Below are 16,967 nucleotides of genomic sequence, written 5' to 3' on the forward strand. Positions count from 1 at the left end.
GCAAGCCAGCTCCTACGTTCGGCGTTGCTTACAGGTACGCAGCACACCCAGCGAAAGCTCGGTGACTTATCCGGGGTCTTTTATATACTGTTTGTCGATTGATATGGAAGTACTACCTGAGTTGTATAGTAGTTGTACTATAAAAAGAACCTACCCTTCCGGCCGCGAGACTGATCGACCATGCCCGACTCTACCCACCTGCGTCACTGGCTGCGCCTGCAGCGTGAAGGCCAGTTGCCGGACTCGCCCTGGCTCGGCCACGACCCGCAACCCAGCCTGCTGCTGGACGCCCAGGCGCAGCCGCTGGACCTCAACCCGGCACTGCGCCAGTGGCTGGACGATGCTGCCACTGGCGATCTCGCGGCCCTGCTGCCGGTCAACCACCCGGCCCTGGTGCGGGCCTGCCTGGAACAGCAGCGGGCCATCGAGCAGGTGGAAGCCCAGTGGGGCGAGCGCATCCTGCTCTGGAGCTTTATCCCCGATCCGCATCGCCAGCGGGTGCTGGCGCGCTGCCAGGAAGCCACGGCCCAGGTCCGGGCCGAGCGCGAGTCGGCCAAGGCCCGGCGCCTGTACCGCCTGATCACCGAAAACACCACTGACCTGATTTCCCGGCACACCCCGGACGGCAGCTTCCTCGACGCCTCACCGGCCTCCTGGACCCTGCTCGGCTACTGGCCCGAGCAACTGCGCGGGCGTCTGGCCCGCAGCCTGTTCCACAGCCAGGACCTGGCCGGGCTGATGCAGCGCACCCGCGATGCCCTGGAGCAGGACGGCTACCACACCATGACCTACCGCATCCGCCATCGCGACGGCCACTACCTGTGGTTCGAAACCGCCTGCCGCGGCATTCGCGACACCTACACCGGCACCGTGGTGGAAGTGGTGGCGGTGTCCCGGGACATCACCGCCCGGGTCCAGGCCGAAGAGAACAAGCGGCGCCTGGCGGAAGTGGTAGAGGCCAACCCCGACCCGGTGCTGTTCATCCAGCCCGGCGGCGCGGTGACCTACCTCAACCCGGCGGCGCGGCGCACCCTGGGGCTCGGCGACGGGCAGGCAATGCCGCCACTGGCGGCCATCCTCAGCGCTGCGGTACTCGATAGCCTGCAACGTGAAGGCTGGGACCGCGCTGAACACAGCGGCCGCTGGAGCATCGAGGCGCGCCTGCAACCGCCGGCCGGCGGCGCCTCGGTTCCGGTCTCGCTGATGCTCCTGGCCCACCGCGCGGCCAGTGGCGAGCGTTTCTATTCCCTGGTGGCCCACGACCAGAGCGAGCGCGAACTGCGCGAAGCCCAGCAGCGCCATCACCAGGACGAACTGGCCCACACCGCGCGCCTGGTGACCCTGGGCGAACTGGCCTCGGGTATCGCCCACGAGATCAACCAGCCGCTGGCCGCAGTGGTCAACTACGCCAATGCCAGCCAGCGCTACTTGCAGGCCCTGGGCACCCAGCCAGAGGCCGCCCGCAAGGTGGCCCAGGGCCTGGAACGGATTGCCGAGCAGGCGACCCACGCCGCCGAAGTGATCAAGCGCCTGCGGGCCTTTTTGCGCAAGGGCGGGCGCCGGGTGCAGGCCCTGGACATCGCCGAAGTGGCCCGGGAAACCGTGCGCCTGTGTGCCTGGGAAGCCCAGGCCAGCCAGGTGACGATCGACTTGCAGCTGGCGGATAATCTGCCGCCGGTGTACGCCGACCGGGTGCTGTTGGAGCAGGTGCTGCTGAACCTGCTGCGCAACGCCATCGAGGCCAACCGCGAAGTGCATGGGCAGCAGGGCTCGCACATTGTGCTGGCCGCCGAGGCGACGGCCGAAGGCGGGGTGCAGATCAGCGTCAGCGACCAGGGCCCCGGTGTCTGCGCCGAGCAACTGCCGCAGCTGTTCACCCCGTTCTACACCAGCAAGGCCAATGGCCTGGGGCTCGGGCTGTCCATGAGCCGCAGCATCGTCGAGGGCTTTGGCGGCGACTTGCAGGCCCAGCCCCAGGCCGTCGGCCTGCGCATGTGCTGCCGGCTGCCGGCCAGTGCCCCGGCCGACCCCTCGGCAACGTCCCAGGCAACTTCCCCCGCAACGACAGGAGCAAGGCAATGACGAGTGTGGCGCAGCAACTGGTGTATGTGGTCGACGACGACCCGGGCATGCTCGACTCCACCGTCTGGCTCCTGGAGTCGGTGGGGCTCAAGGCGCTGCCCTTCACCAGTGGCCGCGAGTTTCTCGAACACTGCGACCCGAGCCTCAATGCCTGCGTGCTGCTGGATGTGCGCATGCCCGGCATGGGCGGGCTGAACGTCCAGGAAGAGCTGCGCCAGCGCGATATCCGCCTGCCGCTGATCTTTGTCAGCGGCCACGCCGACGTGCCCATCGTGGTCCGCGCGTTCAAGGCCGGGGCGGTGGATTTCATTGAAAAGCCCTACAACGAACAGCTGTTGCTGGACAGCGTGCAGCAGGCCCTGAGCCGCGCCGACCGCCATCAGAACCAGAGTGCCGGGCAGGCCCGGGTGCAACGGTTGCTGGAAAGCCTGACGCCACGGGAGAAAGACGTGTTGCTGCCGCTGGTGCAGGGCTACACCAACCGGGAAATTGCCGAGCAACTGGGGGTCAGCATCAAGACCATCGACCTGTATCGCTCACGGGTGATGAAACGCATGCAGGCCGAACACCTGCCGGAACTGGTGGGCATGGCCATTGCCGCCGGGCTGGTAGACCCGCTGCACCTGCGCTGAGGCTCAGGCCACCGCGCTGCGCACGGGCATGCCGCCCAGCAGGCGCTCGATGGCGCCGCTCAGCAGGTTTTCCAACAGGGCTTCGCGTTCCCGCTCGGCCAGGGGTTGCTCGCTGAACCAACTGGGGGCGCTGTTGAGCAGGTTGGCCAAAGCATGGGCCGCGGCGCGCTGCGCCTGTGGGCCAAGGCCGGTCGGGGTGCCCAGCAACTGCACCAGCTGTTGTTCGTAGCGTTCGCGCAATTGCCCGACCCGCAGTTGCTGGTCGGGATTGAGGCAGCCGCTGTCGCGCTCCACCAGGCGGAAATGCCGCGGCAATTCCCGATGCAGCTTCAGGTGGGCGCGGATCAGCGCCGGCAGGCAGTCGCCCTGCAACTTGCGCCGTTGCAGGCGCTTGAGGGTGCTGTGCAGCTCATCGAAGAACTCCTCGATCAGGTCCAGCAACAGGTGCTGCTTGCTCGGGTAATGGTGGTACAGCGAGCCCGGGGTCAGCCCCAGATGGCTCGCCAGCTCACGCATGCCGACCTGGCCGAAGCCCTTGCTGGCGAACAGCTCCAGGGCCTTGTCGCGGCTTTCGGCAAAGCGTGAGCAGCGCTCAGCCATAGTGATGGAAGCCCCGACCGGTCTTGCGCCCCAGGTAGCCGGCGGCAACCATTTCCTTGAGCAGCGGCGCGGGGCGGTACTTGCTGTCGTTGAAGCCGTCGTAGAAGGCTTCAAGGATCGCCAGCAGGGTGTCCAGGCCGATCAGGTCGGCCAGGGCCAGCGGGCCGATCGGCTGGTTGCAGCCCAGGCGCATGCCGGCGTCGATGTCCTCGGCGCTGGCCAGGCCTTCCTGGAACACCAGGATCGCCTCGTTGATCATCGGCACCAGGATGCGGTTGACCACAAAACCCGGGCGGTTGCCGGCGGTGATCGCGGTCTTGCCCAGGCGCTGGGCCATGTCCATGGCCAGGGCGTGGGTCGCGTCGCTGGTCTGCAGGCCGCGGATCACCTCGATCAGGCCCATCACCGGCACCGGGTTGAAGAAGTGCAGGCCGATGAACCGCTCGGGCGCGCTGACGCTGGCGGCCAGTTGGGTGATCGACAGCGACGAGGTGTTGGAGGCGATCACGCACTCGGCGCTGACCTGGGCGGCGATCTGCTGCAGCACCTTGAGCTTGAGGTCGAGGTTCTCGGTGGCGGCTTCGATCACCAGTTGCGCATCCTTGAGCACGCCGTAGTCGGTGCTGATGCGGATCCGGCCCAGGGCGGCGAGCTTGTCGTCTTCGCCGAGGGTGCCCTTGCTCACCTGGCGGTCGAGGTTCTTGCCGATGGTGGCCAGGGCCTTTTCCAGGGCGCCCTGGGCGATGTCCAGCAGGGTCACGTCAAAGCCCGCCTGGGCGCAGACCTGGGCGATGCCGTTGCCCATGGTGCCGGCGCCGATCACCCCGATATTCGCAAGATTCATCTTCAGCTCTTCCTTTGTTCATTGCCTTCGCGGAGCATGGCGCGGTTGCCTTGCACAGCGCATTATCCAGCGCGAGTCTAGAGCCCGGCGCGGTGGCCGGCCTATGCCGAAAGCGGTCAAGCGTGCTGGCGTTTTTTGCCATAGGTCCAGCTACGGGAGCACAGCCTCTACATGCGTGAATCGGATTCGGTCGCGGTCTACTTTGTCCGGGTGATGACCCACGCCCTGCGCCAGCAGCCGGCGCGGCTGGCGGCCGTGCTGCGCGAGGCCGGCATCGACCCGACGTTGCTCGACCAGCCCCGGGCGCGGGTGCCCGGCAGTGCCTTTGCCGCGCTGTGGCTGATCCAGATCCGCGAGTTGCAGGACGAATTCTTCCAGCTCGACTCCCGGGGCATGCCGCCGGGGGCCTTTGCCCTGATCTGTCGCGGACTGATCCAGGAGCCCAACCTGGAAAAGGCCCTGCGCCAGTGCCTGAACAACTTCGGCCTGTTCCTGCGGGACGTCCGCGCCAGCCTCAGCCTGCGGGGCAAGCGTGCGGTGATCAGCCTCGACAGCCGCTGCGCCGACCCGCTGCGCAGCCACTACGCCGAGGAAACCCTGCTGGTGCTGATCATCAGCCTGCTGTGCTGGCTCGGCGGGCGACGGATTCCCATCGACCGTGCCGACTTTCGCCACTCGCGCCTGAGCCTCAGCGACGATGCGCTGCTGTGGGGCAGCAACCTGAGCTGGAACGCCGGGCGCACCGAGATCGAATTCGCCAGCCGCTTCCTGCGCCTGCCGGTGGTCCAGGACCTGGCCTCACTCAAGGTGTTCCTGCGCAGCGCCCCGCAATGGCTGGTGATCCGCTTTCGCAACCAGCACGGGCTGACCACCCAGGTGCACCAGCGCCTGCGGGGCAGCCACTACAGCCAGTGGCCGACCCTGGAAGCCTTCGCCCGCGAAGTGCAGATGAGCGCCAGCACCCTGCGCCGACGCCTGGAGCGCGAGGGCGGCTCGTACCAGGAAATCAAGGACGAAGTGCGCCGCGGCGTCGCCGTCGAGCTGCTACGCCGCTCGGCGGCCAGCATCAGCGAGATTGCCGAACTCACCGGCTTCCAGGAGCCCAGCGCCTTCCACCGCGCGTTCAAGAAATGGACCGGCGAAAGTCCCGGGCGCTACCGCGCGCGTTTCCAGCCAGCCCCCGCCTGATTCCACGACATCCCGGCTCCTACGGATTTCGCCACATCACACAGCCCCCCCGTAGGAGCTGGCTTGCCAGCGAAGGCGCCCGCAAGATCACCGCCCCATCCAAGGGCCTGTTCGCCGGCAAGCCGGCGCCTACGGTCGGTGTGGATTAGGCCGGGCTGCGGCCGGGCATCTGGATGCCGTGCTGCTGCACGCGGCGGTACAGGGTGGCGCGGGAAATGCCCAGGGCCTTGGCTGCCGCCACGGGTTTCCAGCGGTGGCGCACCAGGGCGTCCAGCAGGGCCTGGCGCTCGGGGCTGGTGGCGGTTTCCAGGGCGGGCAGGGCGCCTTCGGCCTCGGCGCCGCGCAGTTGTTCGGGCAAGTCATGCAGTTGGATCAGCGGCCCTTCGCACACCGCGCAGGCATAGCGCAGCACATGGCGCAATTGCCGCACGTTGCCCGGCCAGCGGTAGCCCAGCAGGCATTCCAGCGCCGCATTGCCCAGTTGCACCGGCGCACCGCAGCGCTTGGATTCCTCTTCGACAATCCGGGTGATCAGCGCCAGCCGGTCGCTGCGCTCGCGCAGCGGTGGCAACTGAAAACGCGCGCCCCCCAGGCGGAAATACAGGTCCTCGCGAAAGCTGCCCTCGGCCACCAGCGCTTCCAGATCGCGGTGGGTAGCGCAGATCACCTGGATATCCACCGCCTTGCGCTGCGCGGCCCCCAGCGGCGCCACTTCACCCTCGGCCAGCACCCGCAGCAGGCGGGTCTGCAAGGCCAGGGGCATGTCGCCGATCTCATCGAGGAACAGGGTGCCGCCATCGGCCTGTTGCAGCAGGCCCTGCATGCCCTTGTTCGAAGCGCCGGTAAAGGCCCCGGCAACGTAGCCGAACAGTTCGCTTTCGATCAGGTTCTCGGGAATCGCCGCGCAGTTCACCGCGACAAAGGGCCGGTCCCGACGCTGGCTGGCCTGGTGCAGCTGGCGGGCGAAGACTTCCTTGCCGGAGCCGGTCTCGCCCTGGATCAGCACCGGCAGGTGGCGGTCCTTGACCCGCACCGCCAGGCGCAGGCTCTGTTCCACCCGCGGGTCCAGCTGTTCGCCGGCCAGGCTCAGGCGCGGGCGCTGTGCCGGGCGCCTTGGCGCTTGCAGGCGGCCGTGGAGGTTATCGGAAAGGGGGCACAGGGCTTCGTCGCGGGCGCGCTGCAACAGCTGCGGGTCGAACACCTGGGCGATGTGCTGCGGCAAGCGGCCATAGCGGCGCAGCAGGTAATGGCGCGCCGCCGGGTTCAGGGCCCGCAGGCAACCGTCGTCGTCCCAGGCCAGCAGGTAATCCGGCTGGCTGTCGACATAGCCCGGGCTGGCATGGGCCCGCAGCACCCAGTAGCCCTGGGCGCTGTTCATGAAGAACGCCTGTTCGATCTCCCGCGCGCTCTGCACCACCATCTGCCGGATCAGGTGCTGGGAACGGCGGTCATCCGGGGAGCGCACCGCCGACACGTCCAGCACCCCCAGCAACTCGCCCTGGGGGTCGAACACCGGGGCGGCGGAACAGGTCAGGCCGATGAACGCGGCGCGAAAGTGGTCGCGCTTGTGCACGGTGATCGGCGCGCGCGCGGTAAGCACCGCCGCCACGCCGCAGGTGCCTTCTTCACCCTCCGACCAGCAGGTGCCCAGGTACAGCCCGGCCTTGCGGCAGTCGTTGCGCAGGGTGGACTCCACCCGGTAGTCGATGGTCTGGCCCTGGGCGTCGGTGAGCAGCACGCAGTAGTCGGCGTCGCGCACCCGGCCATGCAGGCGGGCCACTTCTTCGCTGGCGATGCGCAGGAACAGCTCGGAACGCTCGCGGCATTCCTTGAGCACGTTTTCGGACAGAATGCGCGGCCCCTGCAGCGAGCCGGGGTCCAGTTGGTGCTGCTCCATGGAGCGGCGCCAGGAATCGAGGATCAGGCTCGGCACCGGCGCCTGGGGCAGGTGATCGGCGTTTTTCAGGACCCGGCTGACGCAGTCCACATGGGCTTTTGAATGTGCGGAAAGCATGAAGGCCTCCGGTTGCAGCTTCTTATCGTTGTGGGCGCATTAAGCGCCGATCCGCGGCTCCCGACAAGCACCGGGCGGCGCCGTGGGGGCGCTGAGACGCAACGTCTCAGGGTCTCGCCAAGGCCCCGTGCAGCCTGACATGCAACGTCTCAGGCGCTGGGCTTCCCGACACCTGCAGGCGAGTGCAACAGCCGCTCTGCCACGGGCCTTTGCAGCGGTTTTTCCATAACTGGCACCGGCCTTGCTCTGGCTCTTGGCAACCAGTTCTCGGCAACTCGCGCCGACTGGCCCATCGAAGAATAAGAACGAGGTGCCCGATGTTTTCTCCTGCCTGTGCTCCGCCCGCGGTGAGCCCATGAGCCGCCGCCCCCTCACCGTCGGCATCATCGCCAACCCGGCTTCGGGCCGTGATGTGCGCCGCCTCACCGCCAACGCCGGCCTGTTCTCCAGTACCGACAAGGTCTCGGTGATCCAGCGCCTGCTGGCGGCCTTCGGCGCCACCGGCATCGAGCAGGTGCTGATGCCCACCGACATGACCGGCATCGCCGCCGCGGTGCACAAGAGCAGCCGCAGCCGCCAGGCCCGGGAGCAGCACTGGCCGGCCCTGGAATTCCTCGACCTGACCCTGCGCCAGAGCGTCGAAGACACCCGCCGGGCGGCGCGCTGGATGGCCGAGCGCGAGGTGTCGCTGATCGCCGTGCTCGGTGGCGACGGCACCCACAAGGCGGTGGCCGCCGAGGTCGGCGACATTCCGCTGCTGACCCTGTCCACCGGCACCAACAACGCCTTTCCGGAGCTGCGCGAAGCCACCAGCGCCGGGCTGGCCGGCGGGCTCTACGCCAGCGGCCGGGTGCCCGCCGAGATCGCCCTGCGGCGCAACAAGCGCCTGCTGGTGCGCGAACCGTCCCGGGGCCTGTGCGAAGTGGCCCTGGTGGATGTGGCGGTGTCGCCCCTGGCCTTTGTCGGCGCCCGGGCCATCAGCCGCGCCAGTGATCTGGCCGAGGTCTTCGTGACCTTCGCCGAACCGCAGTCCATCGGCATTTCCGCGCTCTGCGGGCTGTGGCTGCCGGTGACTCGCCAGGAACCCCACGGCGCCTGGATGCGCCTGGACCCGCAATCCCCCGAGGCGCTGCTGGTGCCCCTGGCTCCCGGCCTGCTGCAGGGCTGCGGGGTGCTGGAGGCCGGTTACCTGCCAGCCGATGTGCCCCAAGCCCTGTGCCTGAGCGCCGGCACCCTGGCCCTGGACGGCGAGCGCGAGATCGAATTCAACCCCCACGACCGGCCCACGGTCACCCTGGATGCCGGCGGCCCGCTGAGCATCGACGTCAACGCGGTCCTGGAACACGCGGCGCGCCAGCGCCTGCTGGCCATCGACCGCCATCACCGGCAACACCCCGTGAACCTTCAGTCCGAAGACACCCTGGAGAATAAAAATGTCGACACCCCTGACCACTGATCAGTTGCTCCACGCCTACCGGGTGATGCGCACCATCCGCGCATTCGAAGAACGCCTGCACGTGGAATTCGCCACCGGCGAGATCCCCGGTTTTGTCCACCTCTATGCCGGTGAGGAAGCCTCGGCCGCCGGGGTCATGGCCCACCTGCGGGACGATGACTGCATCGCCTCCAACCACCGGGGCCACGGCCATTGCATCGCCAAGGGCGTGGACGTCTTCGGGATGATGGCGGAGATCTACGGCAAGAAGACCGGGGTCTGCCAGGGCAAGGGCGGCTCCATGCACATCGCCGATTTCGAGAAGGGCATGCTCGGCGCCAACGGCATCGTCGGCGCCGGGGCGCCGCTGGTGGTGGGCGCGGCCCTGGCCGCCCGGCTGCAAGGCACCGACGGCGTGTCGGTGGTGTTCTTCGGCGACGGCGGCTCCAACGAAGGCGCGGTGTTCGAGGCCATGAACATGGCCTCGGTGTGGAACCTGCCGTGCCTGTTCATCGCCGAGAACAACGGCTACGCCGAGGCCACGGCCTCCAACTGGTCGGTGGCCTGCGACCACATCGCCGACCGCGCCGCCGGCTTCGGCATGCCCGGGGTGACGGTGGACGGCTTTGATTTCTTCGCCGTGCACGAAGCTGCCGGCGCCGCCGTGGAGCGGGCCCGGGCCGGGGAGGGGCCGTCGCTGATCGAGGTCAAACTGACCCGCTACTACGGCCACTTCGAGGGCGACGCCCAGACCTACCGCGCGCCGGATGAGGTCAAGCATTACCGCGAGCACAACGACTGCCTGATGCAGTTCCGCGAGCGCACCACCCGTTCGGGCCTGGTGCAGGCCAGCCAGCTGGACCAGATCGATGCCGACGTGGAAGCGCTGATCGAAGACGCGGTGCGCAAGGCCAAGTCCGACCCCAAACCGAGCCCCGCCGACCTGCTCAGCGACGTCTACGTCGCTTATCCATAACGCCCCACAGAACAACAAGAGACCACCATCATGGCGAGAAAAATCAGTTACCAGCAGGCCATCAACGAAGCCCTGGCCCAGGAAATGCGGCGCGACCCCAGCGTGTTCATCATGGGTGAAGACGTGGCGGGCGGCGCCGGCGCCCCCGGCGACAACGACGCCTGGGGCGGCGTGCTCGGGGTGACCAAGGGCCTCTACCATCAATTCCCCGGGCGGGTGCTGGACACCCCGCTGTCGGAGATCGGCTACGTCGGCGCCGCAGTCGGCGCCGCCACCCGTGGCGTGCGCCCGGTGTGCGAGCTGATGTTCGTCGACTTCGCCGGCTGCTGCCTGGACCAGATCCTCAATCAGGCGGCGAAGTTTCGCTACATGTTCGGCGGCAAGGCCCAGACCCCGCTGGTGATCCGCACCATGGTCGGCGCCGGGCTGCGCGCTGCGGCCCAGCACTCGCAGATGCTGACCTCGCTGTGGACCCACATCCCCGGGCTGAAAGTGGTCTGCCCCTCGTCGCCCTACGACGCCAAGGGCCTGCTGATCCAGGCGATCCGCGACAATGACCCGGTGATCTTCTGCGAGCACAAAATGCTCTACAGCCTGCAGGGCGAAGTGCCGGAAGAGTCCTATGCGATTCCCTTCGGCGAGGCCAACTTCCTGCGCGACGGCAAGGACGTGACCCTGGTGTCCTACGGGCGCACGGTGAATACCGCCCTGGACGCGGCCCGCAGCTTGGCCGGGCGCGGCATCGACTGCGAGGTGATCGACCTGCGCACCACCAGCCCGCTGGATGAAGACAGCATCCTCGAAAGCGTGGAGAAGACCGGGCGCCTGGTGGTGATCGACGAAGCCAACCCACGCTGCTCCATGGCCACCGACATCTCGGCCCTGGTGGCGCAGAAAGCCTTCGCCTCCCTCAAGGCGCCGATTGAAATGGTCACCGCGCCCCACACCCCAGTGCCGTTCTCCGACGCCCTGGAAGACCTGTACATCCCCGACGCGGCGAAGATCGAAAAAGCCGTGCTCACTGTGATCGAGTGGAGCCGCTGATGAGCCAGATCCATACCCTGACCATGCCCAAGTGGGGCCTGTCGATGACCGAGGGCCGGGTCGATGCCTGGCTCAAGGAAGAAGGCCAGAGCATCAGCAAGGGCGATGAAGTGCTGGACGTGGAGACCGACAAGATCTCCAGCAGCGTCGAGGCGCCGTTCTCCGGCATCCTGCGTCGGCAGATCGCCCGCCAGGACGAGACCCTGGCGGTGGGCGCGCTGCTGGGCATCGTGGTCGAAGGCGAGGCCAGTGACGCCGAGATCGACGCGGTGATCGAGCAGTTCCAGGCCAGCTTCGTGCCCGGCGACAGCGCCGATGAAGACAGCGGCCCGGCCCCGCAGAAGGTCGAACTGGGCGGCCGCCTGATCCGCTATTTCGAGCGCGGTGAAGGCGGTACGCCGCTGCTGCTGGTGCACGGCTTTGGCGGCGACCTCAACAACTGGCTGTTCAACCACGAAGCCCTGGCCGCCGGGCGCCGGGTGATCGCCCTCGACCTGCCGGGCCATGGTGAGTCGGCCAAGGCCCTGCAACGGGGCGACCTGGACGAGTTGAGCCTGGTGCTGCTGGCGCTGCTGGATCACCTGGAGATTCCCGTGGCCCATCTGGTGGGCCACTCCATGGGCGGCGCGGTGTCCCTCAACACCGCGCGGCTGGCGCCGGACCGCGTGCGTTCCCTGACCCTGGTCGGCAGCGCCGGGCTGGGCCGCGAAATCAACGGCGACTACCTGCAAGGTTTTGTCGAGGCCAGCAACCGCAACGCCCTCAAGCCGCAGCTGGTGCAGCTGTTCTCCAACGCCGAGCTGGTGAATCGGCAGATGCTCGACGACATGCTCAAGTACAAGCGCCTGGAAGGGGTGCAAGCGGCCCTCGGGCAATTGGCCGGCAAGCTGTTTGCCGACGGCCGCCAGCAGGCCGACCTGCGCCCGGTGGTGCAGGACGGCCCGCAGCCGGTGCTGGTGATCTGGGGCAGCGACGACCGGATCATTCCGGTGAGCCACAGCGCCGATCTCAAGGCGCAGATCGAGGTGCTGCCGGGGCAGGGGCACATGCTGCAGATGGAAGCGGCGGAGCAGGTCAACCGCCTGATCCTCGACTTTATCCAGCAGTACTGAGGTGTTCTGCGGCGGCCAGGGGGCCGTCGCAGCTCTACAAGAATAAGGAGAAGCCAAGATGAGTGTTTCCCTCAAGCCTGTTCCCAGCATGCGTGCCGCGGTCTGGCACGGCCGCCACGATATCCGCGTCGAAGACGTACCGCTGCCCGACGCGCCGCCTGCCGGCTGGGTGCAGATCCGCGTCGATTGGTGCGGCATCTGCGGCTCCGACCTGCACGAATACGTGGCCGGGCCGGTGTTCATTCCGGTGGACGCACCGCACCCGCTGACCGGGATCAAGGGCCAGTGCATCCTCGGCCACGAGTTCTGCGGCGAAATCGTCGCCCTGGGCGAAGGGGTCCAGGGTTTCAGCGTTGGCCAGCCGGTGGCCGCCGACGCCTGCCAGCACTGCGGCACCTGCTACTACTGCACCCACGGCCTGTACAACATCTGCGAAAACCTGGCCTTTACCGGGCTGATGAACAACGGCGCCTTCGCCGAATTGGTCAACGTGCCGGCCAACCTGCTGTACGCCTTGCCGGCCAACTTTCCCGCCGAGGCCGGAGCGCTGATCGAGCCGCTGGCGGTGGGCATGCACGCGGTGAAAAAAGCCGGCAGTTTGTTGGGGCAGAACGTGGTGGTGGTCGGCGCCGGCACCATCGGCCTGTGCACCATCATGTGCGCCAAGGCCGCCGGCGCGGCCCAGGTGATCGCCCTGGAAATGTCCGGCGCGCGCAAGGCCAAGGCCCTGGAGGTGGGCGCGACCCACGTGCTCGACCCCAAGGAGTGCGACGCCCTGGCCGAGGTCAAGCGCCTGACCGGCGGGCTGGGGGCCGATGTCAGCTTTGAGTGCATAGGCAACAAGCACACCGCCAAGCTGGCCATCGACCTGATCCGCAAGGCCGGCAAGTGCGTGATGGTGGGAATATTCGAAGAGCCCAGCGAGTTCAACTTCTTCGAGCTGGTGGCCACCGAGAAAACGGTGCTGGGGGCCCTGGCCTACAACGGTGAGTTCGCCGATGTGATCGCCTTTATCGCCGATGGCCGGCTGGATATTTCGCCCCTGGTGACCGGGCGCATCCAGCTGGAAGAGATTGTCGGCCAGGGCTTCGAGGAACTGGTCAACAACAAGGAGCACAACGTCAAGATCATCGTGTCCCCCGGTCAGTTGCGACGCTCGTAAACGAGCGATTTGGCGATGGCCGGCCGCGGCCATCGCACTTTTTTACAGTTTTGCGTTCTATCACCAGGCCTGGCCGCGCCGATCCCCGCCGCAGCCCGTGAATTTCGACCCGGTGCCGATGGCCTACGCTCCCTCTTCTTGCATGATGCAAACCCGCTTTCAGCGCCTGTTCCTGGTGGCGCTGCTGATGCTTGGCGCCACGGCCTGTACCCAACAGCAAGGGCGCGATTTTGCCAAACAGTTTCGTGAAGGCAAGCCTGACGAATTCTTCCAGACCAGCGTCGATCGCATGGCCACCATCGGCATGCGCGACAACCTGCAGAGCCTGTACCTGCTGATGGGCAAGCTCTACCTGCGCAACCCCAGCCAGTGGCGCAAGTCGGGGTTCCCCGATGGCACCACGGCCCAGCGCGAGATCCGCAATGCCATCGAAAAGCGCCAGCCGCTACCGGCCCTGGGGGATCGTCGCGACCTGGCGGCCCTGAGCTATTCCCTGAGCCCTGAGTTCCAGGGCGATCGGGTGGGGGCCTTCATCTATGCCATTGGCAGCATGCTGGTGACCGCCCATGGCGGGCGCACCGAGTTCTACATGACCGATACCATCGACCCGCAGTTCATCAGCAACGCCGCGCGCAATATCGAGAAGGCCACCTGGCTGCTGAGCCAGCGCCAGGATGCCAATGGGGTGCTGTTGCTGTTCTCCAACGAGATTTCCGAGGAGGGCAGCAACCTGAGTTTTGCCGTGGAGTTCGGCAAGATCGTCGCGCGCCTGGATTTGCTCACGCAGATTCTCGATGAGCGCTACCGGCGGGTGGGGTTCAATTACGCGCAGAGCCTGCTGCTGATGAATTTCTTGCCGGTGCAGTAGGAGCTGGCTTGCCAGCGAAGGCGCCCGTCCAGGCGCTACATGTCTCGCGGGCCTCTTCGCCGGCAAGCCGGCTCCTACGGGGAACGGCACGGACTATCTGCCTGCTGTAGGAGCTGGCTTGCCAGCGAAGGCGTCCGTCCAGGCGCTGCATGTCTCGCGGGCCTCTTCGCCGGCAAGCCGGCCCCTACGCGGCGCTTTTGCCCCGCGCAAAAAACGGTCGCATTTCAGGTCATGCCGAGTTTCTTGCGCGCCATCAACAGGGCTACGACGCTCAACGCTGCCGCCAGCATCAGGTAGAAACTCGGTGCCAGCTGTGAGCCGGTCAGGGCAATTAATCCGGTAGCGATCACCGGTGCAAAACCGCCGAAGATCGTGACCCCCAGGTTGTAGCTCAGGGACATGCCGGTGACCCGGGTGCGCACCGGGAAGATGTCCGCCATCAGCGACGGCAGCGGGGCGAAGTACACCGCCTTGATCAGGGCCATCAGTGCTACCACCAGCAGCAGGGAGCTGGCGCTGGGGCGGCTGTTGAGCCAGAAGAACGCCGGCAGGATCGCCACGGCATAGACCACCGCCGCTGCCAGCATGATTTTCAGGCGACCGATATGGCCGGACAGGTAGCCGACGATGGGCGTGATGATGGTCAGGATCAGGCCGCCGGTAAGGGTCGCCAAAAAGCCCGAGGACTGGGCGATGTTCAGGCTGGTGGCGGCGTAGGACGGCATGTACTGGATCATGTAGTTCGAGGCGGTCGACACCACCAGGGTGCCCATGGCGATCAGCAGCAGGGTCTTCTGGGTCACCAGCACTTCGCGCAAAGGGCGTTCCCCCGGTTCGCTGGCCTTGAAGTCCGGCGACTCGTCCACCGTACGGCGGATGTACAGGCCCACCGGGCCCAGCAGCAGGCCGAAGAAGAACGGCACGCGCCAGCCCCAGTCGAGCATTTGCTGGGCATCGAGGTGCTTGGTCAGGAAGTAGCCGAAGGTCGAGGCGATGACCACGCCAAAGCCCTGGCTGGCGAATTGCAGGCTGGCGACAAAGTGCCGGGTGCGCGGCGGCGCGTGTTCCAGCATGAAGGCGGTCGAGGTGCCGAACTCGCCACCGGCAGAGAAGCCTTGCAGCAGCCGGGCCAGGAGGATGCCGATCGGCGCGGCGAGGCCCAGGGTGGCGTAGCTGGGCATGATGGCGATCAGCAGGGTGCCCGTCAGCATGATCAGGATCGACAGGGTCAGGGCCTTCTTGCGGCCCTTGCGGTCGGCGTAGGAGCCCAGTACCGCCGCGCCCAGGGGGCGGATCAGGAACGAGATGCCGAAGGTGGCGAAGGCCAGCAGCAGGGAGAAGGTCGGGTCCGCGGTGGGAAAGAACACCTGGCTGATGGTCAGGGCGAAGTAGGCGTAGATCGACAGGTCGAACCACTCCAGGGTGTTGCCGATCAGGGCGGCGCCTATGGGTTTCCACAGGGCCTTGGGTTCGACCCGGGTCGCGGTCGAGGTGGTGGCTAACGCTGTCATACAGGACGCTCCTGCTTATTGTTGGATTTTGAGCGACAGGTGCCCGGCCAGGGCCGGGCCGGGTAAGCGATGCCTCAGGTCCGGGGCAGGTCCCCCAGGTCCCAGAACAGGGCCGTCATGATCTCCAGGCCTTCACGAATCACCGGCAGCAGCAGGTGTTCGTCCGGGGCGTGCTGCGAGCAGCCGGGGTAGGAGTGGGGAATCCACAGGGTCGGCAGCCCTAGCACTTCGGCGAAGATGTCGTTGGGCAGGGTGCCCGCCAGGTTCGGCAACAGCGCCAGGCGCTGCGCACTGCTACCTGCAATCGAGGTCTTGGCGAACCTGACCCAGGGGTGGTCCGGGTCCAGGCGGGTGGCCGGGGAGCAGCGCTCCATGACGATCTCCACCTGGCTGAAACCTTCGCGGTCCAGGTGCGCCCGCAGCAGGCTTTCCAGCTGCTGCCAGGGCGTGCCGAGGACAAAGCGCAATTGGCAGAAGGCCACGGCCCGGGGCGGAATCGCGTTCACCGGCTTTTGCGGATTGCCGGTGCTGAAAGCGAGGATTTCCAGGGTGTTCCAGGCAAACAGGCGCTCGCCCAGGGTCAGCCCCGGTTCGCCCCAGTGTTCGTCCAGCGGGCGGCCCAGGGAGTCGCGGTCAATCTCCAGGTCGGCGATGGCGGCGCGCACGTTGTCGGGAATGTTCGCCGGCAGCAGTTCGCGGCAGCGGATGCGGCCGTTCTGGTCCACCAGGCTGGCCAGGGCGTTGGCCAGTACCACGCCGGGGTTGCTCATCACCCCGCCCCAGTTGCCCGAGTGCAGGCCCTTGTCCCGGGTGTTGACCTCTAGGCGGAACTGCGCTGAACCGCGGGAGCCAAGGAACAGCGTCGGCCGGGCCTGATTCAGCCGTGGGCCGTCCGAGGCGATAAACACATCGGCCCGCAGCAACTCTCGCTGCTCCTGGCACAGCTGGCGCAACCCCGGGGAACCGGCTTCCTCGCCCATCTCGAACAGCAGCTTGAGGTTGAAGCCCAGGCGCCCGTCGCGGGCCTTGAGCACTTGCTCCAGGGCGGTCAGGTTGATGCTGTGCTGGCCCTTGTTGTCGGCGGTGCCACGGCCGTACCAGCGTTCGCCCTCCAGGGTCAGCTGCCAGGGATTCAGGCCCGTGCGCCACTGTTCGGCGTAACCCGGCACCACGTCGCCGTGGCCGTAGCTGAGCACTGTGTGCAGGGCTGGGTCTTCCAGGCGCGTTGCAATCAGGAACGGCCCACCGGCCTCGGGGTTGGCCAGCATGTGGCAGTCGAAGCCCAGGCGCTGCAGCAGCGGCTGGATTTCCTCCAGCAGGTAGCGCGGCAGTTCATCGGCATGGGCCGGGTCCTGGCTGTCACTGCGAAACGCCACCCGGCGTCGCAGGTCCTGTTCAAAATGGCCGTCGTCCAGGTACTGGCGAACGCCGGCGAGGGCAGCTTGCTTGGTCATTGCAACTCCGGTCGGGCAAGGGAACGGGCCCATGGTGGAGTTGGC

General features: G+C 67.0%; 14 protein-coding genes. 9 read left to right on the forward strand and 5 right to left on the reverse strand.

All coding sequences use genetic code 11. The features are described 5' to 3' along the window. Window positions 1-180: 180 nt before the first annotated feature. On the forward strand, window positions 181-2,082 hold the full coding sequence (locus KI242_RS11515; protein ID WP_053157412.1) for a PAS domain S-box protein: 1,902 nt from the start codon (window positions 181-183) through the stop codon (window positions 2,080-2,082). Beyond that, entirely contained in the window at window positions 2,079-2,714 is a 636-nt protein-coding gene (locus KI242_RS11520) for a response regulator transcription factor (protein WP_015634952.1), read from the forward strand. Before KI242_RS11515 ends, KI242_RS11520 begins: the two co-directional genes overlap by 4 nt. A 3-nt stretch (window positions 2,715-2,717) precedes the next feature. On the opposite strand, the gene KI242_RS11525 is transcribed toward KI242_RS11520, so the two are convergent. Then, a complete protein-coding gene (locus KI242_RS11525; RefSeq protein ID WP_161467367.1) occupies window positions 2,718-3,314 on the reverse strand; it encodes a TetR/AcrR family transcriptional regulator in 597 nt (198 codons plus the stop codon). Continuing rightward, complete coding sequence (locus KI242_RS11530) at window positions 3,307-4,158, reverse strand: 3-hydroxybutyryl-CoA dehydrogenase (protein WP_011060466.1); 852 nt, start codon at window positions 4,156-4,158, stop codon at window positions 3,307-3,309. Before KI242_RS11530 ends, KI242_RS11525 begins: the two co-directional genes overlap by 8 nt. A gap of 171 nt (window positions 4,159-4,329) precedes the next feature. On the opposite strand from KI242_RS11530, the gene KI242_RS11535 reads away from it, so the two are divergent. Next, window positions 4,330-5,346: an AraC family transcriptional regulator gene (locus KI242_RS11535; RefSeq protein ID WP_212806158.1), complete on the forward strand. Its 1,017-nt coding sequence runs from the start codon at window positions 4,330-4,332 to the stop codon at window positions 5,344-5,346. Window positions 5,347-5,491: 145 nt separating this feature from the next. Here KI242_RS11535 and KI242_RS11540 read toward each other — a convergent pair whose 3' ends face one another. Then, window positions 5,492-7,360 (reverse strand): sigma-54-dependent Fis family transcriptional regulator, encoded by a 1,869-nt coding sequence (locus KI242_RS11540; protein ID WP_212806159.1) that lies wholly within the window; start codon window positions 7,358-7,360, stop codon window positions 5,492-5,494. Between the two features lie 355 nt (window positions 7,361-7,715). On the opposite strand from KI242_RS11540, the gene KI242_RS11545 reads away from it, so the two are divergent. The 6 genes from KI242_RS11545 to KI242_RS11570 all read left to right on the forward strand — a co-directional run bounded on the left by KI242_RS11545 (window position 7,716) and on the right by KI242_RS11570 (window position 13,957). Continuing rightward, window positions 7,716-8,816, forward strand: coding sequence for an NAD(+)/NADH kinase (locus tag KI242_RS11545; RefSeq protein ID WP_212806160.1), 1,101 nt, complete (start codon window positions 7,716-7,718; stop codon window positions 8,814-8,816). After that, on the forward strand, window positions 8,794-9,771 hold the full coding sequence (locus KI242_RS11550; protein WP_065363509.1) for a thiamine pyrophosphate-dependent dehydrogenase E1 component subunit alpha: 978 nt from the start codon (window positions 8,794-8,796) through the stop codon (window positions 9,769-9,771). The genes KI242_RS11545 and KI242_RS11550 overlap by 23 nt, the downstream gene beginning before the upstream one ends. A gap of 30 nt (window positions 9,772-9,801) precedes the next feature. Further along, complete coding sequence (locus KI242_RS11555; RefSeq protein WP_041117135.1) at window positions 9,802-10,815, forward strand: alpha-ketoacid dehydrogenase subunit beta; 1,014 nt, start codon at window positions 9,802-9,804, stop codon at window positions 10,813-10,815. After that, complete coding sequence (locus KI242_RS11560; RefSeq protein ID WP_212806161.1) at window positions 10,815-11,927, forward strand: acetoin dehydrogenase dihydrolipoyllysine-residue acetyltransferase subunit; 1,113 nt, start codon at window positions 10,815-10,817, stop codon at window positions 11,925-11,927. Before KI242_RS11555 ends, KI242_RS11560 begins: the two co-directional genes overlap by 1 nt. Window positions 11,928-12,015: 88 nt before the next feature. Then, the gene (locus tag KI242_RS11565) at window positions 12,016-13,089 is read left to right on the forward strand and encodes a 2,3-butanediol dehydrogenase (protein ID WP_228102375.1); all 1,074 of its coding nucleotides are present in this window, start codon (window positions 12,016-12,018) and stop codon (window positions 13,087-13,089) included. Between the two features lie 142 nt (window positions 13,090-13,231). Next, on the forward strand, window positions 13,232-13,957 hold the full coding sequence (locus KI242_RS11570) for a hypothetical protein (protein WP_026020167.1): 726 nt from the start codon (window positions 13,232-13,234) through the stop codon (window positions 13,955-13,957). 224 nt (window positions 13,958-14,181) lie between these two features. Here the strand turns inward: KI242_RS11570 and KI242_RS11575 are convergent, their stop codons facing one another. After that, a complete protein-coding gene (locus tag KI242_RS11575) occupies window positions 14,182-15,468 on the reverse strand; it encodes an MFS transporter (protein WP_015634964.1) in 1,287 nt (428 codons plus the stop codon). 74 nt (window positions 15,469-15,542) lie between these two features. After that, entirely contained in the window at window positions 15,543-16,922 is a 1,380-nt protein-coding gene (locus KI242_RS11580) for a M20 family metallopeptidase (RefSeq protein WP_212806162.1), read from the reverse strand. Window positions 16,923-16,967: the final 45 nt, after the last annotated feature.

The sequence above is a fragment of the Pseudomonas sp. Eqa60 genome (assembly GCF_018326405.1).
Classification (GTDB): Bacteria; Pseudomonadota; Gammaproteobacteria; order Pseudomonadales; family Pseudomonadaceae; genus Aquipseudomonas; species Aquipseudomonas protegens.